The organism is Cohnella sp. GCM10012308 (assembly GCF_042649185.1).
Lineage (GTDB): Bacteria > Bacillota > Bacilli > Paenibacillales > Paenibacillaceae > Cohnella.
This window is the reverse complement of sequence record NZ_JBHRYU010000005.1, coordinates 89,475-105,784: the sequence shown is the minus strand read 5'-3', so window position 1 is coordinate 105,784 and position 16,310 is coordinate 89,475. Positions and strand designations below refer to the sequence as shown.

14 protein-coding genes are annotated in these 16,310 nt (G+C 55.9%); 1 reads left to right on the top strand and 13 read right to left on the bottom strand.

Features of this window, described 5'->3' with window-relative positions; translation table 11 throughout:
- Positions 1–3 precede the first annotated feature (3 nt).
- The 3 genes from ACFOTD_RS08665 to msrA form a co-directional block, all read right to left on the bottom strand.
- Positions 4–849 (bottom strand): hypothetical protein, encoded by an 846-nt coding sequence (locus tag ACFOTD_RS08665; protein ID WP_378117718.1) that lies wholly within the window; start codon positions 847–849, stop codon positions 4–6.
- Positions 850–1,021: 172 nt separating this feature from the next.
- Entirely contained in the window at positions 1,022–2,467 is a 1,446-nt protein-coding gene (locus tag ACFOTD_RS08660; RefSeq protein WP_378117716.1) for a DEAD/DEAH box helicase, read from the bottom strand.
- 98 nt (positions 2,468–2,565) lie between these two features.
- A complete protein-coding gene (msrA, locus tag ACFOTD_RS08655) occupies positions 2,566–3,195 on the bottom strand; it encodes a peptide-methionine (S)-S-oxide reductase MsrA (protein ID WP_378117714.1) in 630 nt (209 codons plus the stop codon).
- A gap of 87 nt (positions 3,196–3,282) precedes the next feature.
- Between msrA and ACFOTD_RS08650 the strand changes: the two genes are divergently transcribed.
- Positions 3,283–3,450, top strand: a complete 168-nt coding sequence (locus ACFOTD_RS08650) for a hypothetical protein (RefSeq protein WP_378117712.1) — start codon at positions 3,283–3,285, stop codon at positions 3,448–3,450.
- Between the two features lie 86 nt (positions 3,451–3,536).
- Here the strand turns inward: ACFOTD_RS08650 and ACFOTD_RS08645 are convergent, their stop codons facing one another.
- The 10 genes from ACFOTD_RS08645 to ACFOTD_RS08600 all read right to left on the bottom strand — a co-directional run bounded on the left by ACFOTD_RS08645 (position 3,537) and on the right by ACFOTD_RS08600 (position 16,218).
- A complete protein-coding gene (locus tag ACFOTD_RS08645) occupies positions 3,537–3,953 on the bottom strand; it encodes an organic hydroperoxide resistance protein (protein ID WP_378117711.1) in 417 nt (138 codons plus the stop codon).
- 231 nt (positions 3,954–4,184) lie between these two features.
- Positions 4,185–4,832, bottom strand: a complete 648-nt coding sequence (locus ACFOTD_RS08640; RefSeq protein WP_378117709.1) for an SGNH/GDSL hydrolase family protein — start codon at positions 4,830–4,832, stop codon at positions 4,185–4,187.
- A 500-nt stretch (positions 4,833–5,332) separates the two neighbouring features.
- Complete coding sequence (locus tag ACFOTD_RS08635) at positions 5,333–5,875, bottom strand: O-acetyl-ADP-ribose deacetylase (RefSeq protein WP_378117707.1); 543 nt, start codon at positions 5,873–5,875, stop codon at positions 5,333–5,335.
- A 32-nt stretch (positions 5,876–5,907) separates the two neighbouring features.
- Positions 5,908–6,981 (bottom strand): SGNH/GDSL hydrolase family protein, encoded by a 1,074-nt coding sequence (locus ACFOTD_RS08630; RefSeq protein ID WP_378117706.1) that lies wholly within the window; start codon positions 6,979–6,981, stop codon positions 5,908–5,910.
- 178 nt (positions 6,982–7,159) lie between these two features.
- Positions 7,160–9,757, bottom strand: a complete 2,598-nt coding sequence (locus tag ACFOTD_RS08625) for a 3-keto-alpha-glucoside-1,2-lyase-like domain-containing protein (protein WP_378117704.1) — start codon at positions 9,755–9,757, stop codon at positions 7,160–7,162.
- Positions 9,758–9,824: 67 nt separating this feature from the next.
- A complete protein-coding gene (locus tag ACFOTD_RS08620) occupies positions 9,825–10,925 on the bottom strand; it encodes a peptidylprolyl isomerase (RefSeq protein ID WP_378117702.1) in 1,101 nt (366 codons plus the stop codon).
- Entirely contained in the window at positions 10,922–12,874 is a 1,953-nt protein-coding gene (locus ACFOTD_RS08615; protein WP_378117700.1) for a heparinase II/III domain-containing protein, read from the bottom strand. The genes ACFOTD_RS08620 and ACFOTD_RS08615 overlap by 4 nt, the downstream gene beginning before the upstream one ends.
- An 89-nt stretch (positions 12,875–12,963) precedes the next feature.
- Positions 12,964–14,334 (bottom strand): ABC transporter substrate-binding protein, encoded by a 1,371-nt coding sequence (locus tag ACFOTD_RS08610; RefSeq protein WP_378117698.1) that lies wholly within the window; start codon positions 14,332–14,334, stop codon positions 12,964–12,966.
- Positions 14,335–14,438: 104 nt separating this feature from the next.
- Positions 14,439–15,275 carry a carbohydrate ABC transporter permease gene (locus ACFOTD_RS08605; protein WP_378117696.1) on the bottom strand — a complete coding sequence of 279 codons (837 nt, stop codon included), beginning with the start codon at positions 15,273–15,275 and terminating at the stop codon, positions 14,439–14,441.
- Positions 15,276–15,288: 13 nt separating this feature from the next.
- Positions 15,289–16,218 carry a carbohydrate ABC transporter permease gene (locus ACFOTD_RS08600; protein WP_378118011.1) on the bottom strand — a complete coding sequence of 310 codons (930 nt, stop codon included), beginning with the start codon at positions 16,216–16,218 and terminating at the stop codon, positions 15,289–15,291.
- Positions 16,219–16,310: the final 92 nt, after the last annotated feature.

The following is a 16,310-nucleotide window of genomic DNA, read 5'->3' as shown; positions in this document are numbered from 1 at the left end:
CGCTTACTTCCGCGGCGGCAGCAGACCGGCTTTTCCGTTCCGCACCCAATAGATGCGGTCCGATACCGGGCTCGGCATAAGCGCCACGCTGCGCCTTGCCATCATCCGGAAGCCGGATTCCTCCGCCAGCCGCTGCGCCTGGCGGAGCGTCTCCATCGCTTCGTCCGCGCGCAGCACCATCACTGTCTTACGATTCGTGAACGCGACCAGGTACGGATTGCGCCCCAAATGCTTATTTAATTCCGGGTCTAAAAACTGGCACTCCGCCGGATGCGTATCGTGCATGTACGCCTCAAGCCAGCAGCTATCCAACAAAGTCGGCAATCTCATCTGCGGTTGCTGCCAGCCTTCCCGCCGAAGATTCCGGTAAGCAATCGTCCTTAACTGATCCTCGGGCAGCTCCGGATTCAGCTCAAGCAAATCCGTAGTGACGATCTTCGTAAGACCGTCCTTGATCTCGAGATACATCTCCCGCAAGCCCGGCAGCCGCTCGGCCGACAGTCCGCCCGCCTGCTTGCGCGAAGCCTCCGCGTACCCCTCATCCCGCAGCGCGGGATAGATGTAATCAGGATCGAGAACGTTGATTTCATCTTTCTTTTCCGCTGCCAGCCTAGAACTGCGAACGATATTGTTCAAATAATCGATAGCCGCGTTCAGATCGCCTCCGGCCATGTAGGTCCGGTACGTATTGTGCAGACTCACTTGCGCCGTTCCGATTTTGTCGTCCATTTCGAGCAGCAGCGGCTCGCCCTCGGTCATTCTCACTTCGATCTGCAAACTTTCCGCCAACTGACGCTTCATCATCTCCGCGAACTGCTCCGGCTGATCGTACAATCTTGCTTGCTTCATACCGCACGCCTCCTCAAAATGTCCCGGGCAAAACAAAACACCCCGACAAAACGTCCGCAGACGTCCTGCCAGGGTGTGCTTCACCGCTGGAAATATTAAGTACATTAAACCATATTCGCCCGCGCTTGAAAAGCTCGAATTTTATAAGCTGCGAAGCTGAAGCGCCTTTCTATTACTTGTTCGCTACGCGAACCTTCAGCAGCTTGCCTTTGATCGTCGTCTCCTGCATCTTGTTCAACACCAGGCGGCCTTTGCCGTTCAGAATATCCACGTAGGATACGTTGTCCTCGATCGTGATGATCCCGATGTCCTCCGCCGCTACGCCTTCGATCTTGGCGATCGTGCCGACGAAGTCCACCGCCCGGATCTTCTTTTTCTTCCCGCCGTTGAAGTAAAGCTTCAGGATCTCCTCTTCCAATCGGGCGCTTCTGTCTTTTTTGACGCCTGCCTTGCTCTTGATCTTCGCATCAAAGGACGCTTGGGCATACGCCACCGCGTCTTTGGAGGGGTTGTTTCTCCTCGGAATTTCAAAGCCCACATATCGCTCCACGTTGATTACGAACTTCTCTTCGTTCGGCGTGGCGAAGGAGACCGCTTTCCCCCTGTTGCCGGCTCGTCCGGTTCTGCCGGTCCGATGTACGTAGCTCTCGTTTTCCTGGGGAAAGTCGTAGTTGATGACCAGACTAATATTGTCGATATCGATTCCTCTCGCGGCAACGTCCGTCGCGATCAGATAACGAAACTCTCCGCGTTTGAACTCGTTCATGACCTGGGAGCGATTGTCCTGCTCCATGCCCCCGTGGATTCGGTCGCAGGGGTAGCCGTGCTTGTGCAGTTCCTTGAATACGACGTCAACCCTGACCTGCGTCCGGCAAAAAATGATGCAGCTGTCCGGATTTTCGACCGTGGCGACGTCCTTGAGCACATTCAGCTTGTCGTCGTCCTTCACCGTGTAGAGCGCATGCTCGATCTGGCTTGTCGTTCTGCCCTCCGTCTGTATCTCGATATCGAGCGGCTGCTTCATATACTTGTGGCACAGGCGCTCGACATCCTTGGGCAGCGTCGCCGAGAACAGCAGGGTCACACGATCCTTGGGCAGCTCGCGAATAATCTTCTCTACCTGCTCAATGAACCCCATGCTCAGCATCTCGTCGGCTTCGTCGATGACCAGGTATTTCACTTGCTCGAGGTCGATCGTTTCTCTCTCGATGTGATCCATGACCCGACCCGGCGTACCGACGACGACATGGTTTTTATGGGCCAGCTGAATCTTTTGCCTGGCAAAGGGCTGTTTGCCATAGATCGCGGTCGCCTTGATCCGTTTAAATCGGCCGATGTTCATCATATCTTCCTTGACCTGGTCGGCCAGCTCGCGCGTCGGCGTCAGGATCAAGGCTTGCGGACGGTTCTCTTCCCATTCCACCATCTCGCAGATCGGAATTCCGTACGCGGCCGTCTTCCCGCTGCCCGTGTGAGACTTGACGGTCATATCCTTCTTTTGCAGCGCGACCGGAATGACTTTGCTTTGCACTTCGGTCGGCTTGACATACCCCATGCTTTCCAAAGCCCGGCGTATGTCGTCGCTTAATTTATAGTCATTGAAACTGGATTCGCTCATGCTAATTCCCCTTTGTACATCCGCGATTGTCGGTTCTTCATGATACGATAAATCCCTGCGCTTTACCATCTAAAGACGGACAGGCTGCGGCTTAGCGATTACCACCGTACCTTCCGAACCTGTTCAATCAAGGCATTACGATCGTCCGGATTCATGGGCCACGCTTGAATCTCGCGGAGGACCGGCCCCAGATTCGTATACCCCTTGGCGATGCCGTTGAGCCGTGCCGCCAGCGTCGAACGCAGAAACGCTTCTTCCGATTCGTACAGCCCGCTCAGCCTGTCCGCCGCATCCGGGTATCTTTTCAGATAATACTTCTGGTGCCGCGGCTCTGCCGGATAAAACGCCTCGAAAGCAGCGATCTCCGTCTCCAGCGCATGTCCCTTGTCCGCCTCCATCCGCTTCTTAACCCGGTTAAACGTCTCCGCCTGATCCTCATCGCGGTATAGCAGCAAAGACTGATACTGCCTTCCTTTATAACCGTTAATATTAACGGGGTTATGGTTGTTCCAGAACGTCTCGAGCAGTTGATCGACAGAGATAAGCTCGGCATCGAATCCGATCTCGACCGTCTCGGAATGATCCCCCATCTCGCGGTAAGTCGGCAGCCCGGTCGTGCCTCCCGCATACCCCACGCGCGTCTCCTCGACGCCCGGCAACGAGCCGAACAGCGCTTCCGGCGACCAGAAGCAGCCCATGCCAAGCGTGATCGTCCGTTTCCCCCGCATAAGACCGCCTCCTCCTATTACGCACATATTCTCGTCCAAGATGTGGCATGCTGGAATGGTTGTAAAAATCGTCCTAGGAGGTGCCCCATGACCAATAACCACAATGAGCCGACCAAAGCGGAAGTTCAAACCACCGAGCTCAACAAGCTGCCCGTCCCCGGCCAGGACGATACCGAGTTCTCAGCGGAGGAAGCGGCAGAAGCTTTCGAGCAAGGCCAATCCGCCAGCGGCACTCAGAATACGGATCGTCAATAACCTTGTCTTCAAAGAATAAGACACCGGCGGCCTTTTCGCAAAAAGGTTCGCGGTGTCTTATTTGCATGCGGCTGGGCGTCCTGTCTTTAAACGACCTTAATCGCGACCTCGATATTGCCCCGCGTCGCTTTGGAATAAGGGCAGACCTGGTGCGCCTCGGCAGTCAGCTGTTCGGCCAGCGTGCGTTCGACGCCGTTCAGCTTCACATCGAGCGCGACCGTCAGGGCAAATCCGCCGTCCGTGTCTTTGCCGATCGTGACATGGGCCGTCACTTCCGTGCCTTCGAACTTGACCTCACGCCGGCGGCATACCAGATTCAGCGCGCTCTCGAAGCATGCCGCGTAGCCCGCCGCGAATAGCTGCTCCGGATTCGTCGCAGCCCCGCCCATTCCGCCTAGCTCCTTGGGCATGCGCAGCTCAAGCTGCAGCACGCCGTCGCTCGAAGACAGCTTGCCTTCGCGTCCCCCCGTGACTGTCACGGTTGCCGTATATAGGTTTTCCACCCGATATCCCTCCACGTATCCGAAGTCCGATGCGTCGCGCGCCCTATGGGCAAATGAAGTTCGCCTCGACATCCGATTAGGTTGCGCGGAAGGGGAATTTTTATCCTGACTATACAGCTTTAAAAGCAGCGCTAACACCGAAGTGTGGTTTCGTCTGTCTCGGTTTCTTCCACATGTGCATAACTCTGTGCACATGCTGTGGATGTTCTGTTGATAACTGCCGAAAAGTCGTTATTGCACGCCCTGCAAGGCCACGACCTTCAGCCATTGGCGCGCGATCAGCTCGTGGCCGGCGGCGGTCGGATGAATGCCGTCCCAGAGCCAGTGCTCCCGCGGCGCACGCCGGCAAGCCTCGTCGAACAGGTGCTGCAGCGGTACGAACGTCGCCGAATAGCTGTCGGCCAGCTCGCGCACGATCTGCCGGTATGCCGTCATCCTCGTTTCCCAGTCCGTCCACTTCTCGTCAAGAGACCCGGCCCGGAGGATAAAAGGCTCGCACAATACGATCCGCGCATTCGGAAGCACCGCCCGCGTCTCTTCGAGAAGATGCGTATAAGCCCGCTTGTATCGGTCCGAAACGCCGCGCGCGTCGCCCTGGATCAGATGATAGGCGTCATTGACGCCAACCAGGATGCTGATGAGATCAGGCCGCACGCTGATCGCGTCTTCGTTCCATCTGGCATACAGATCCGAGGCCCGGTCTCCGCTGATGCCGCGATTCACCACTTCAGGGGCATCGGCGCCTAGTTCCAAGCCCAAGCGGCCCGCGATCTGAAATACAAAACCGTGTCCCAAGATATGATTGGGATCGCTCGTCCGGCCGCGAGCGCCGTCCGTAATCGAATCGCCAATGAATAAAAGCGTGTTTTTCGCCGCCATCCTGCTCGCCTTCCCCTCTGTTCATTCTCTTCGGTTCAATTGTATCACCGGACCGGAAGGCGAGGAATGGGACGCCAAATTCGTCAATCCGATAACGGGCAAGAAAAACGTTGCAGCGAGAAAACAAGCGAGCAAACGCCATTCACCTACCATTCACATGTGCATAACTTTGTGCACAACCCGTGGACAATCTGGGGATAAATAGAATTCTGGTGCCGCGACCGACTTGCATCATCAAAAAAAACGAAGCGACTGATGTGCTAGCGTGAATTCCCCATGTAAAAGAATGAGCACTGCAATATCCTCCACAACGAGCAATGCATGATCAGTTATTTAACCACTAAGATTCACATGTGCATAATTCTGTGCACATACTGTGGGTAACCTGTTGATAATGTAGGTAAGTGGTGTATATCTCTGGAATCGCGTTCAAACCTGCCCTGAGCGTCAAAAAGACTCCATCCCTGAAGGACGGCGTCCGCCTACCTTAGCTCTAGCGCTCAGATTAATCGCTCGATTCGTCTCGCATACAGATCGTAGTTCTCTTGATCAAAGCATACAAACCGGATCTGCCGGAACGCCTGCCGGCTGTCCAGTACCGCTGCGATCGCCTTCAAAGCGACATCGGCGGCTCTGGCTTTCGGATATCCGTAGATGCCGGTGCTGATATTCGGAAAAGCGATGGTTCGTATCCCGTGTTCCGCGGCCAGGCTGAGCGCGTTCCTGTAGCAATTGCCCAGCAGTTCGTCTTCGCTGCCGGCTCCGCCTTGCCATACGGGGCCTACCGTGTGAATCACATATCTAGCCTGCAGGTTGCCGCCGGTCGTGATGACAGCTTCTCCGACCGCACAGCCGCCTTGCTTGTTGCGGATTCGGATACATTCCTCGAGGATCTGCTTGCCGCCAGCCCGGTGGATCGCGCCGTCCACCCCGCCGCCGCCGAGCAAACTCGTATTGGCTGCGTTCACGATACAATCCAGCTCGGATCGCGTGATATCTCCCTGTATGACCTCGATCATCGTACCGTTCATTGTAATGTTCATAGGAAAGCGCCCCTTGTTCCCTTGCTCTAAACTTACTTCCAGTCCATAAGCTCCCTAATTCGAGCAACCAGCTTCTTCGCCGCTTTGCGATGCGTTGCTTTCGACGGATGCCAGTCGGCGCCGTAGCCGTCAGACGCTAGCTGGGTGTCGAATTCCATTGTAGCGATATTGCGATCTCCGGTTTCGTGCCCATAACGATCAACCGCTTGTTCGACAAACGGATACAACCTGCCTCCCAGGATGCCCAGCGTACAGAGAATTTTGGCATCGGCATTGTTTCGTCTCACGCACTTGAGGAACTCGACATACTGATCGGCATATTCCGCCTGTCTGACGGCATGCTCCTTCGTATAAGAATCGTCATTCGTTCCCAGGTTGATGACGATGAGCTCCGGGACAAACCTGTCGAAATCCCAGCTTACGGTTAGCGGGTCCAATGTCCGGTCAAACTTTCCTTCGGATTTGGCTACTTTTTCGTAGTAGTCCGGCACGAGGTGAGCCGTCTTTTTTTGATCGTCCTCCGTGTAGCCCGATATGATTCCGTAACCGCTGTAACAAACCATGCTATAATCCGCCTCAAGCGCTTGAGCCGCTTGGTAAGCATAGGCTTGCGTGACATCTTCAGTGGCCGTGGAAAAATGGCGCTGCTCGTTTTCATCGTCAACGCCATAGCCGCAAGTGATGGAGTCGCCGATGATTTCAACTTTGCGCGCTTGTGCGGCAGTAGGCTTAATTCCCCCGGCAGCATCGACGATAATGCGCTCAATCCCGACGGTCGACATCGCCGCTTCCGATAATTTAATGACTTTAACCGTGATCTGCGCCTCGGTATCGCTTTGGAGAACGGTATACGTTTTCATATGTTCAGTCACTTGATCGTCGACGACTCGTTTTCCGTTCACGTAAATGCCGATCCTGGCTTGATGCGCCGGACTTGCAATCCTATCGTCGCCTTTTATGGCGATTTCCGCCCGTTTGCCATAGAACTCAAATTCCACGCCGCTGCCGGACAACGCGAGCCACAACGTTTCCTTGTAATCGTAGGTTCGCCCGATCATTTTCACGGTTGATGCTGTCGCCCGGAACGCTTGCATCGCCTCAGACATCCGAAGCCATCCTCCTCCGCTAGTGCTTACTACGAGTAACCTTAACAAAGGCAATTCCTGTTTTCAATAAAAGTCCGTCATTATCGTCTTGCGGACAACTCATCACATCCGCTCAACGCTGCTCATAAAGAAAGAGCCGCGATAGCGGCTCTCCTCCTCTAAATTTCTTGCCGGCCGTTCAATACTGCAACACATTATCGAACTTCGCGTTGGCGCGGTGCGCATACAAGCCGAATTGGCCGGACGCGATCGCGGTATCGGTCGTCGTCAGCTGCTTGGTCCCGTTCACCCAAAGCTCCAGCGTGCTGCCGTTCGCGACCGCCTTGAAGTCGTACCACGTGCCGGTATTAAGCGAGTAGGCGGTCGAGATCAAGTCCGTCGCGACGCCTCCGGATACTTTGGTAATCTTGAGGGTGTTCGTAATTTTGTAGTACATAAACACATAGTAGTTGTTGCTGTCGACCCGCCTCGCCACGAGCCCGACGCCCGCATAATTGCCGCTGTCGAAGGCGTCCGCTTTGACTTTGGCCGACACCGTGTAATTTTGCAGCGAGGTCTGACCCGCATAGGCGATCGCGCTCGCGGACGTCGTACTGGATTGGTTGTAAACCTTGGTCCCGTCCGTCGCTACGCTCCAGGTGCCTCCAGCTAGTGTCCAGCCCGCCGCATAACCCGCTTCGAAGTCCTCGCCGAAAATCGGCGCCACTTTCACGTCGTCGAACTTCGCATTGGCCCGATGCGAGTAAAGGCCGGCCTGTCCGGCGCCGATGCTCGTATCGGTCGTCGACAGCTGCTTGACCCCGCCCACCCAGAACTCAAGCGTGCTGCCGTTAACGACCGCCTTCATGTCGTACCAGTTTCCCGTGTTCAGGCTGAACGGCGTCGTTACCAGATCGGTGGCTGCGCCGCCTGACACTTTCACGATTTTTAACGTATTGTTCAATTTATAATACATAAAAACGTAATAGTTATTATCGTCGACCCGCCTGGCGACGAGGCCGGCTCCCGCATAGTTGGTGCTGTCGAAAGCGTCGGCTTTGACTTTGGCGGATACCGTATAATTCTGCCAGGTACTCTGCCCGCTATAGGCAGTCACTCCGGTCGCCGCAGCGTTCGATTGGTTATAAACCTTCGTGCCGTCCGTTACGACGCTCCATGTTCCGCCCGAAGCGGTCCATCCCGTCGCCGTCCCCGTTTCGAAGTCGTCGCTCTGCAAAGTCAAGCTGCTGTTGCTTACAGGGATGCCCGCTCCGTTATAAGCGCCGCGGTTAGGTGCGCCGGTGGAAGATACCGCGTTCCCCCAATAGTCCTTCCCTCCGTTGCTGCCGATCAGAACGCCGGACCCGATGGCAGGCGATCCCGCAACGAGCTTGTAACCGTCCACGGTATTCCTGCCCGTCCCTCCGCTTCCCGGCGTGACCAACAGCGGATCGCTCGTAAGCTTGTGGGGATCGCTCGGCTCGCTGGTCGGGTGATTGCCGTAGAAAATATTGTAGTCGTACACGTCGTTCCCTTTTACCGCATATCCCCCGCTGCCGAGGTTATAGACGATGTTGTTTTTGAAAGATAGTGGATTGCTGCCCGCGAGCCCGGTCACGATGTTCGTCGTCAACCCCGACCCGACATAAATCGTATTGTTATAAATGCCGGCGTTCAAAGGCGTGTAGCTGTCGCTGAACTGAAACGTCCGCGTCCGGTCGTTCTGGCTAATGTTGTACCGTACCACCATATTATCGTTGCGGATCGCGCCGACGCCCATGATCAGCAAAAAGCCGCCTTCGTTATCGTGGCTGTAGTTGTACTGCACGGTGCAGCCGGTCAAATTGAAGTCGCAGTCGAAGCCATGCCCGTCGTTCGTCGTCTTCGTGTTATACGCTTCGTTGTACTGCATCACCGGATTCGTGCTGTTAATCGCCCAGATCGCCACGTCATAGTGCGTGTCCCGGTTATGGGCGGCATTCACCACGTTATATTGAATGAGGCCGTTAATTGAAGAGCGCATCACGATGCCGTCCCCGCCGATATCGTTCAGCGTATTATTGCTGATCACCAGATTCGTAAAAGGTTCGAAATTGCCCGCGTTGTCATTGTTGCCCCACGAGCTCGCGTTGTTGATCCCGGTACGGTCGACGCGCTCGACGGTATTGCCGTCGATCCGCACATCGTTCCATTTCGAACGCACGGCCGTCCCCGTGACGAGCACGAGGATCCCCCCCGTCGCTTTAAGCGCGTCGCTGTTCGTCCCTTTGACATCGTGGACGTAATTGTTCTGGATGTAAAAATGGTTGTACGTCCCGACGTCGTGCGCCTCCACCTTAATCCCGTAACGATCGCCTTCCGCCGTCGCCGAGTTCGTAACTTCCAGATTGTTGATTTCCCAATACTGTTGATTGTAGAAATAGACCGTTCCGCCGATCAGGCCGTTCCCGTTAATAATGGGTCTGCCGCCGCTGCCGTACTTGTCGATAACGATCGGTGCGCCGGACGTGCCGGAGCCCAGCGGGTGCAGCTGTCCGGACCAGACGGAGCCGGCTTTGAACAAGATGACGTCGCCCGGTTGAAACGTCGTGGCGTTCACCTTGGCAAGCGATTGCCAGGCCGAACTATCGCTCAGTCCGCTATTGCTGTCGCTGCCGCCGACCGAATCGACATAATAAGTCGTGTTGTTGGCGTAAGTCTTCGTGGCCAGGGAAGGGATCGACAGCGTACAGCTCAGCATCAGCGTAAAAATCAAACCGATGGACAGCCATGAACGTCCGTTTTTCAAAATTCTCATCTCTCATTGTCCTCCTCGCGTTCTGATTAAGCGTTTTCATAAAATGACGCAAGTTTGCCCGCCTCCGTTATTGAAGCCGCATGCTTCGGTAGACGCTTTCCTCCAGCGTTACTTTCGCCTCCGAAGTCAGCTTTTTCACCTCCATTTCGAATTTTTCCTCGAACAGACGGCGTGTTACGTCTTCCTTTACGTTGTCGAAAGACCGGTACCCACCTCCTTTTCGCTCCAGGCATTTGAGCACGACAAAGCGATCCCCGCTCGCAAAAACCTCGCTGACACCGTTTTCGGGCAAGCGCAGCGCTTCCTCGATCGCCTCTTGGTCAGGCGAATGCATATCTTTGCTCCGCAGGGAATCCTCGTTCACTACAAATTCACCGACCTTCCAGCCAGCCCCGGCATCCGAGTCCAGCGACCGGCCGATGCCTTCAGGGTCCTCCCCCCGTTCCAGACGCCGCTTGATCTCCTCGATCTTCGCCTTGGTGTCCGGTTTATCCGACCGTCTCGGTTCCCCTGAAGCTGCCGCCGCGTAGGGAGTTTCGAATTTGTACGTCTTAATCTCGCCGACTTCGGCGTACAACGTGTCCTTCCACGCTTCATAAGCGTTCCTCAACGTTTGTTCGGGCAAGGGTTGTCCCCGCTCGTACAGCAGTTGTTTGAGCTTCAGCTCCATATTCGTATTGAGATACGTGTAGTAGCCCCATTCGTCATACTGCCGAGGGCCGTAGATGACCTCATTGCGCTTAACCGCTTCCGCCCTTCTTCGATTCTCCTTTGCCCAGTTATCGAGAAAAGCGGCGTAGGATGGGTCGTCCAAGAGTCCGTTTTGTTGTGCCAGGCGCTGCACGGCCTTGACGCGCTTGATCTGTTCCAACGCCATCTGCCTGGCCTTCTCTAGCGGAACCTCCCCCTGGTAGGAGGTATCCCAAAAGGCCGGCGTGACATCTGCGTCGTAAGTCATCTTAAAATAGCTCGCTACCTGCGCCTTTATTTGGTTCAGCACCAAACTGAACTCCCTCTGATCCACCGGGGTATCGTCGATGTAGCCCATCGCGGCATGCGGAGCGTCGGCCCCGCTCCCTGTCAGCACAGGGAGGCGGCCTGCGAAAATCAGGGCGAAAAGCACGATTCCTCCAGCCAAAGCCGCGACGAGGCGGCGCGATCTTTTCATGCCTTACCGCCTTCGTTTTCGTTTTCGTATTCGTTTTCGTTTTCGTTTTCGTTTTCGTTTTCGTTTTCGGCGGCCACGATTCGGAACGTCCAATCGCCGCGGTCGACCTCGCCAAGCGCGATAAAGACGATTCGGTACAAGGCCTCGCCCCATACGCGCCTTAATTGTTCGTCGACGACTTCGATGCGCTCGAACGCGACGTCCCACTGCCCCGGATCGTAAGCGATCGCGAGCGCGCCGCCGCACCCGTCCCGCAGGCGAATCCGGCCTTCGCATATAGCTTCCGGACGACGGCAGCTGATCATATGCAGCCTGACGGACAGGCTCGGCTCCGCCAGCATGCACTGCTCCCGCAGCGTAATCGCCGCCTCCCGCCCCTCCGCTCGCTCGAACATCCAGCTTCGCCGCCAAGCCTTCACTCCGGCTTCCGCCGGATAAGCGGCGGCCAGATCGAGCGCGAATCGCACGACATTGTCGCTTCGCTCATAAGTGACCTCCCTAGCCCGGTAGACGCCCCCCTCCTTTTGTCCAAAGCCATTGACGACCGGCAGACTGTGATACGCCGACTGCATCGTCCAGATCTCGTAGCGCTCGGGACTGAACGTCTTTGCGGTATACGTCTCTACGCCAATGTCGATCAGATACGGTTTGCCGTCCGCATATACCACATAGTGGCCGATATCGTTATGGTTGTGGCTTTCGTCGTTGTGACCGCCCTTGGCTGCCAGATACAAACCGTGCACCGACCCGTCCTGCTGTCTGGCCGTCATCGCCTGCAAATCGGGCAGCCAGCAGTCTTGGACCAAAGGCGGGCTCAACACCTCCTCTGTCTGGATGTCCGCATAAGCGGCGAGGCTGATCATTTCCTGAAAGAAAGAGACGATCCCCTCGGTCGGCACGCGATGCGAGGCCATCCCGATCTGCCCCAAAGCCTGCAGCCTGTCGTCCTTGATTCTCCTGCCATATAAATGAATCAGGCCGTAATCAAGCGATGGCATCGCGGAGCCGTCGGCGAAATTCACGAAATACGGCCCGCCAACATACATGCGGTAGACGAACTGCCCCAGCTTCTGAATCAGCGGCTGATCGTACACCCGAAGCGCGCCGCCGGACGCCCTGTACAACAGCTCCAGATTGACCAGAAGCATCCCGGCCGCCCGCCCCCAATAGGTAGTGCCCTCGTCGCAGCCGCCGTCATCATGCTGAACCTCCAAATATCGGTCCAAGCTGTGCAGAATTTTGGAGAGAACTGCGGCTCTAAGATCCCCGGCCATCTCCTGCAGCAGCGCTACGCTCAACATATTGCCGTTGCACCAAGGGTTCCAGTTGTTCGGCTCCCGCTCGCCGAAGCCCATCCACCAGAAGTCGCTGCGTTCCATATAGGGCGCCACGATCCGGCGGTCGATCTCAAGACGAATGCGCTCGCGGATCAGCGGGGATACGCGGTCGAGCGGCCCGCGGAGCAGGAACGAGGTCCAGGCCAAGACCGCCGCCGTCTCGCCCGCCATCAAGTCGAACAGAGGCTCAGCCACATTGGAGAGGACTTGCTCCGGGTCGCGGGACAAATAATGATGCGCCGGGCTGCACCAGGTCGTCTGCTCGCACAGGAGCCATACGATGTCGACGATGTCCCGGACGAACCTTCCTTGGCCTTCCAGGCACTCGGCGATCAGCAGCGCGCACAGCGCGCTTCGTCTTGCCGCGTCGATCGATTCGTACCGCACGCGGCTTCCCTCGGTGAAATAGGCCATGAACGCGGAGGCGCGAAGCGTCGGCAACTCCTCGCCGATATGCCTTTCCGCCGCACGGATCCATTCCTCGCCCAACCCGTCGGGCATCCGCTCCCAAGCTTCGCGATCCTCCCATGCCGGAAAAAGACGCCCCGTCATGTCATGACTCAGAATATGCGCGGCGACATCCTCCGCCGATACGAATGAAGTGAGCTTCATGGCGCGTATCCCCCTCTGAACAGAAGAAGGCTAGCAGAACCGTTCGAAGCGCCCCGCTAACCTTCTACTTTTCCTATACGATTTTTGATTTATTTCGCATTCTGCTTAATGATCTTGTCCGCTTCTTCCATCATGCGCTTCTGCGCTTCTTCGACGGAAAGGTTGTCGAGGATAAAGCCCGAGTACCCGTTCTCCAGCACTTTTTTCAACTGATTCTGATAGGAAGCGGAAATGTCGGTCGTCGCGTTCGTTCTGAGCCGTGCGTCGGACAGGACCGCGGTCAGCGAAGGCAGGTCGATCAGATCCGCGTTGCCGCCGTACAGCCGCTCCAGCAGCGCTTTCGTATCGGTCTTCTTCCAGCCGGACAAGTCGGTCCGCGCGCTGTCCTCCGTCGACATGTAACGGATGAACTTATATGCTTCTTCCTTGTGCTTCGAGTTGTTCGCGATCGCCACGTAGGAGGCGCCAAGGCTGGTCAGGCCCGGCTCGACGTCCTTGGACGAACGCGGCATCGGCGCGAACACGGTCTTGAACGTATGCGGGTTTTTGGTCTTGTCCGCAAGACTCGCGATCAGGAAGGAGCCGGTCAGGATCATCGCCGCTTTGCCGTTGACGAATTCGGTCCCGTAGTTCAATTTGCCGCCTACGATGTCCGAATACGTTTTTACCGACTTGTCTTCTTGCTCCATGGCTTTTCTCAGGTTAAAGAAATAAGCGAAGGAAGGATCGTTGAACGCCGGCTGCATATCCGCGGTCAGGTACGGATTTTTCAGTTCGGCGTAGGCGATCGGGTTCGCGTATTCGCCCCACGTGTGAAAGTACGACCCGAATTGCTCGCCCTTGGTCAGCTTCTTCGCATACGTCCGGAAGTCGTCCCAGGTCCAGTCGTATGGCGGCGTTTCCAAGCCGGCCGCTTTCAGCGCGTCTTCGTTCAGCATGACGAGCCAGTCCGTGGCGGTGAACATGGTGGCATAATAATTTCCGTTGTACTTCGGATTGATATAGTACTCGTCGTCCGGCTTGACGTTATCCTTCTGATACAGATCGTTGAGCGGAGCGAGCACGCCTTGGGCGGCGCGCGCCATCGTCTCGTCGATGTTCGAGTACAGGACGACGTCCACTTGCTCGCCGGACGACATCATGACGTCCAGCTTTTTCATCGATTCGACGGAGTTGCCGGGCACCAGGCTGACCGATTCAACTTTGATGCCCGGATTTTTGCTTTGAAAATCCTCGATCAGTTGTTTGGTGTGCGGCTCCGCGATCTCGTTGTCCCAGTTATAATATTTGATCGTTACGGTCTCGGCGGGCGCCGACGCCGTTCCTGCGGACGCGGACGTCGATGCAGTTCCACTCGCCGGGTGCGACGCGGCGTTATTGTCGTTTTTCCCGCCGCACCCGGCTAACATCGACGTAGCGATCAAGATGCTGCTAAGCATTGCGGCACTTCTTTTTTTCAATTCGTTTTCCCCCTCGTTCATTGTGGTTTACAGTTCAAATTGTACAGTCGGGCAAGCCGCCCGGATGTGGACGATTTTTTGTTTTTTGTGCGCTTTGTTGACTTCTATCCCTTAACGCCGCCGAGCGAGATCCCTTGAATGACCTGCTTCTGAAGCACGATAAACACGAGGAGCAGCGGCACGATGGCGGAGAGCGAAGCCATCATTGTCAATGACACGTTATCGGCGAATTCGGACTTGAACAGCTGCATGCCGAGCGGGATGGGGTACAATTGCTTGCTGATCAGGAAAATAAGCGGACCCTGGTAGTCGTTCCAGCTCCATATGAACTTGATGATGCCGACCGTCGCCAGGATCGGCTTGCACAGCGGCAGCATGATCCGCAAAAAGATGAGCGTATAACCGGCGCCGTCCATCTTGGCGGCTTCGAGATAATCCTGATGAATGCCGATCATGAACTGGCGCAGCAGGTAAGTGAAGTAAATCGAGAACATCCCCATCACGATCAGTCCCAGGTGCGAATTGTACAAATGAAACCATTTGAGCAGAAGATACCGGGGGACGAGCGTCGCTTCGTTCGGGATGATCATGAGCGACAGCAGCAAGCCGAATGCCAGGTTTCGCCCTTTGAACCGAAGCTTGGCCAGCGCGAAGGCCGACATCGACGAGACGATGAGCGTCAACAGCGTCATGCAGGCAGCCAGCTTCAGCGAATTGAAATAAAATAAACCGAACGGGACGTTGCTCATCCACACTTCCTTGAAGTTGTTCCAGAAATTCCACTGCGCCGGAATCCATTGGATCGGGTAAACCATGACATCCTTCTCGTACTTGGATGCCGACGACACCATCCAGATTAGCGGCGTCAGGAACAGCACGGAGATCGCGCCCATCGCCCCTGTCGTCAACCATTTGAACATTTTGTTCCTTCGCGTTGTCATGATGGCCTCCCCCTCATTCCTCAACCTTCGTTCGCTGAATTTTCCACGTAATCAGGGTGATCGCGCCGACGATCAAGAATAGCAGCCAGGATATGGCCGACGCATAACCCATTCTGAAATTGTGGAAGCCTTCGTCGTAGATTCGATAGACGAGCACCGTCGAGGACTCGTTCGGCCCGCCGTCGGTCAGAAAGGCGATCAGATCGAATACTTTGAAAGAAGCCATCAGCGTGGTGATGATCAGGAAGGAGAGCGTGGGGCCGAGCAAGGGCAGTGTGATTCGGGTAAATTGCTGCGCCTGATTCGCGCCGTCGATGTCCGCCGCTTCGTACAATTCCTCCGGGATGCCGGACAAGCCGGCGATGAAGATAACGATCTGGTACCCCAAGGCCGCCCAGATCGCGATGACGATGATCGCGGTCAGCGAATAATGCGTGTCGGCCATCCACTTCGGCGGGTTCGCGATGCCAAGCCCGATCAGAAACCGGTTGATTGGCCCTTGTGACGGATGGAACAAAGCGCTCCATACCGCCCCGATCGCGACGATGGAGGAAATATAGGGGATGAAGAAGGCCACCTTGAAGTATTCTTTCCCATACACCTTGGAGTGAATGACGACGGACAGGAGCAGCGCCAGCACGATCCCGACCGGCACGACGCACGCCGTGTAGGTAATATTGTTTTTCAAAGCCATGAAGATCTTGTCATCGTCCAGCAGCGCCCGGTAATTGTCCAGCCCCACCCACTTGATCGCGGACAAGCCGCCGACCAGATTCCAGTCGCAGAAGCTTAAGAACAGCGAGAACAAGATGGGAAACACGCTTAAGAGCAGCACGCCGATGACTTCCGGGGCCAAGAAGATCCAGGCGGCGAGCGTCTCTTTTCTTTCGTTGTTCCAGTACCTTCGTTGCGATTGGTAAGCCGGAATTCCGGCTTTGACCATCGTCTTCTCCAACAGGCTCACCTCGATCGGAAATGGTTGATAGGATAACTATAGGCCACTTCCGGCTTGAACGAGGCGTAGCGATTTTTACT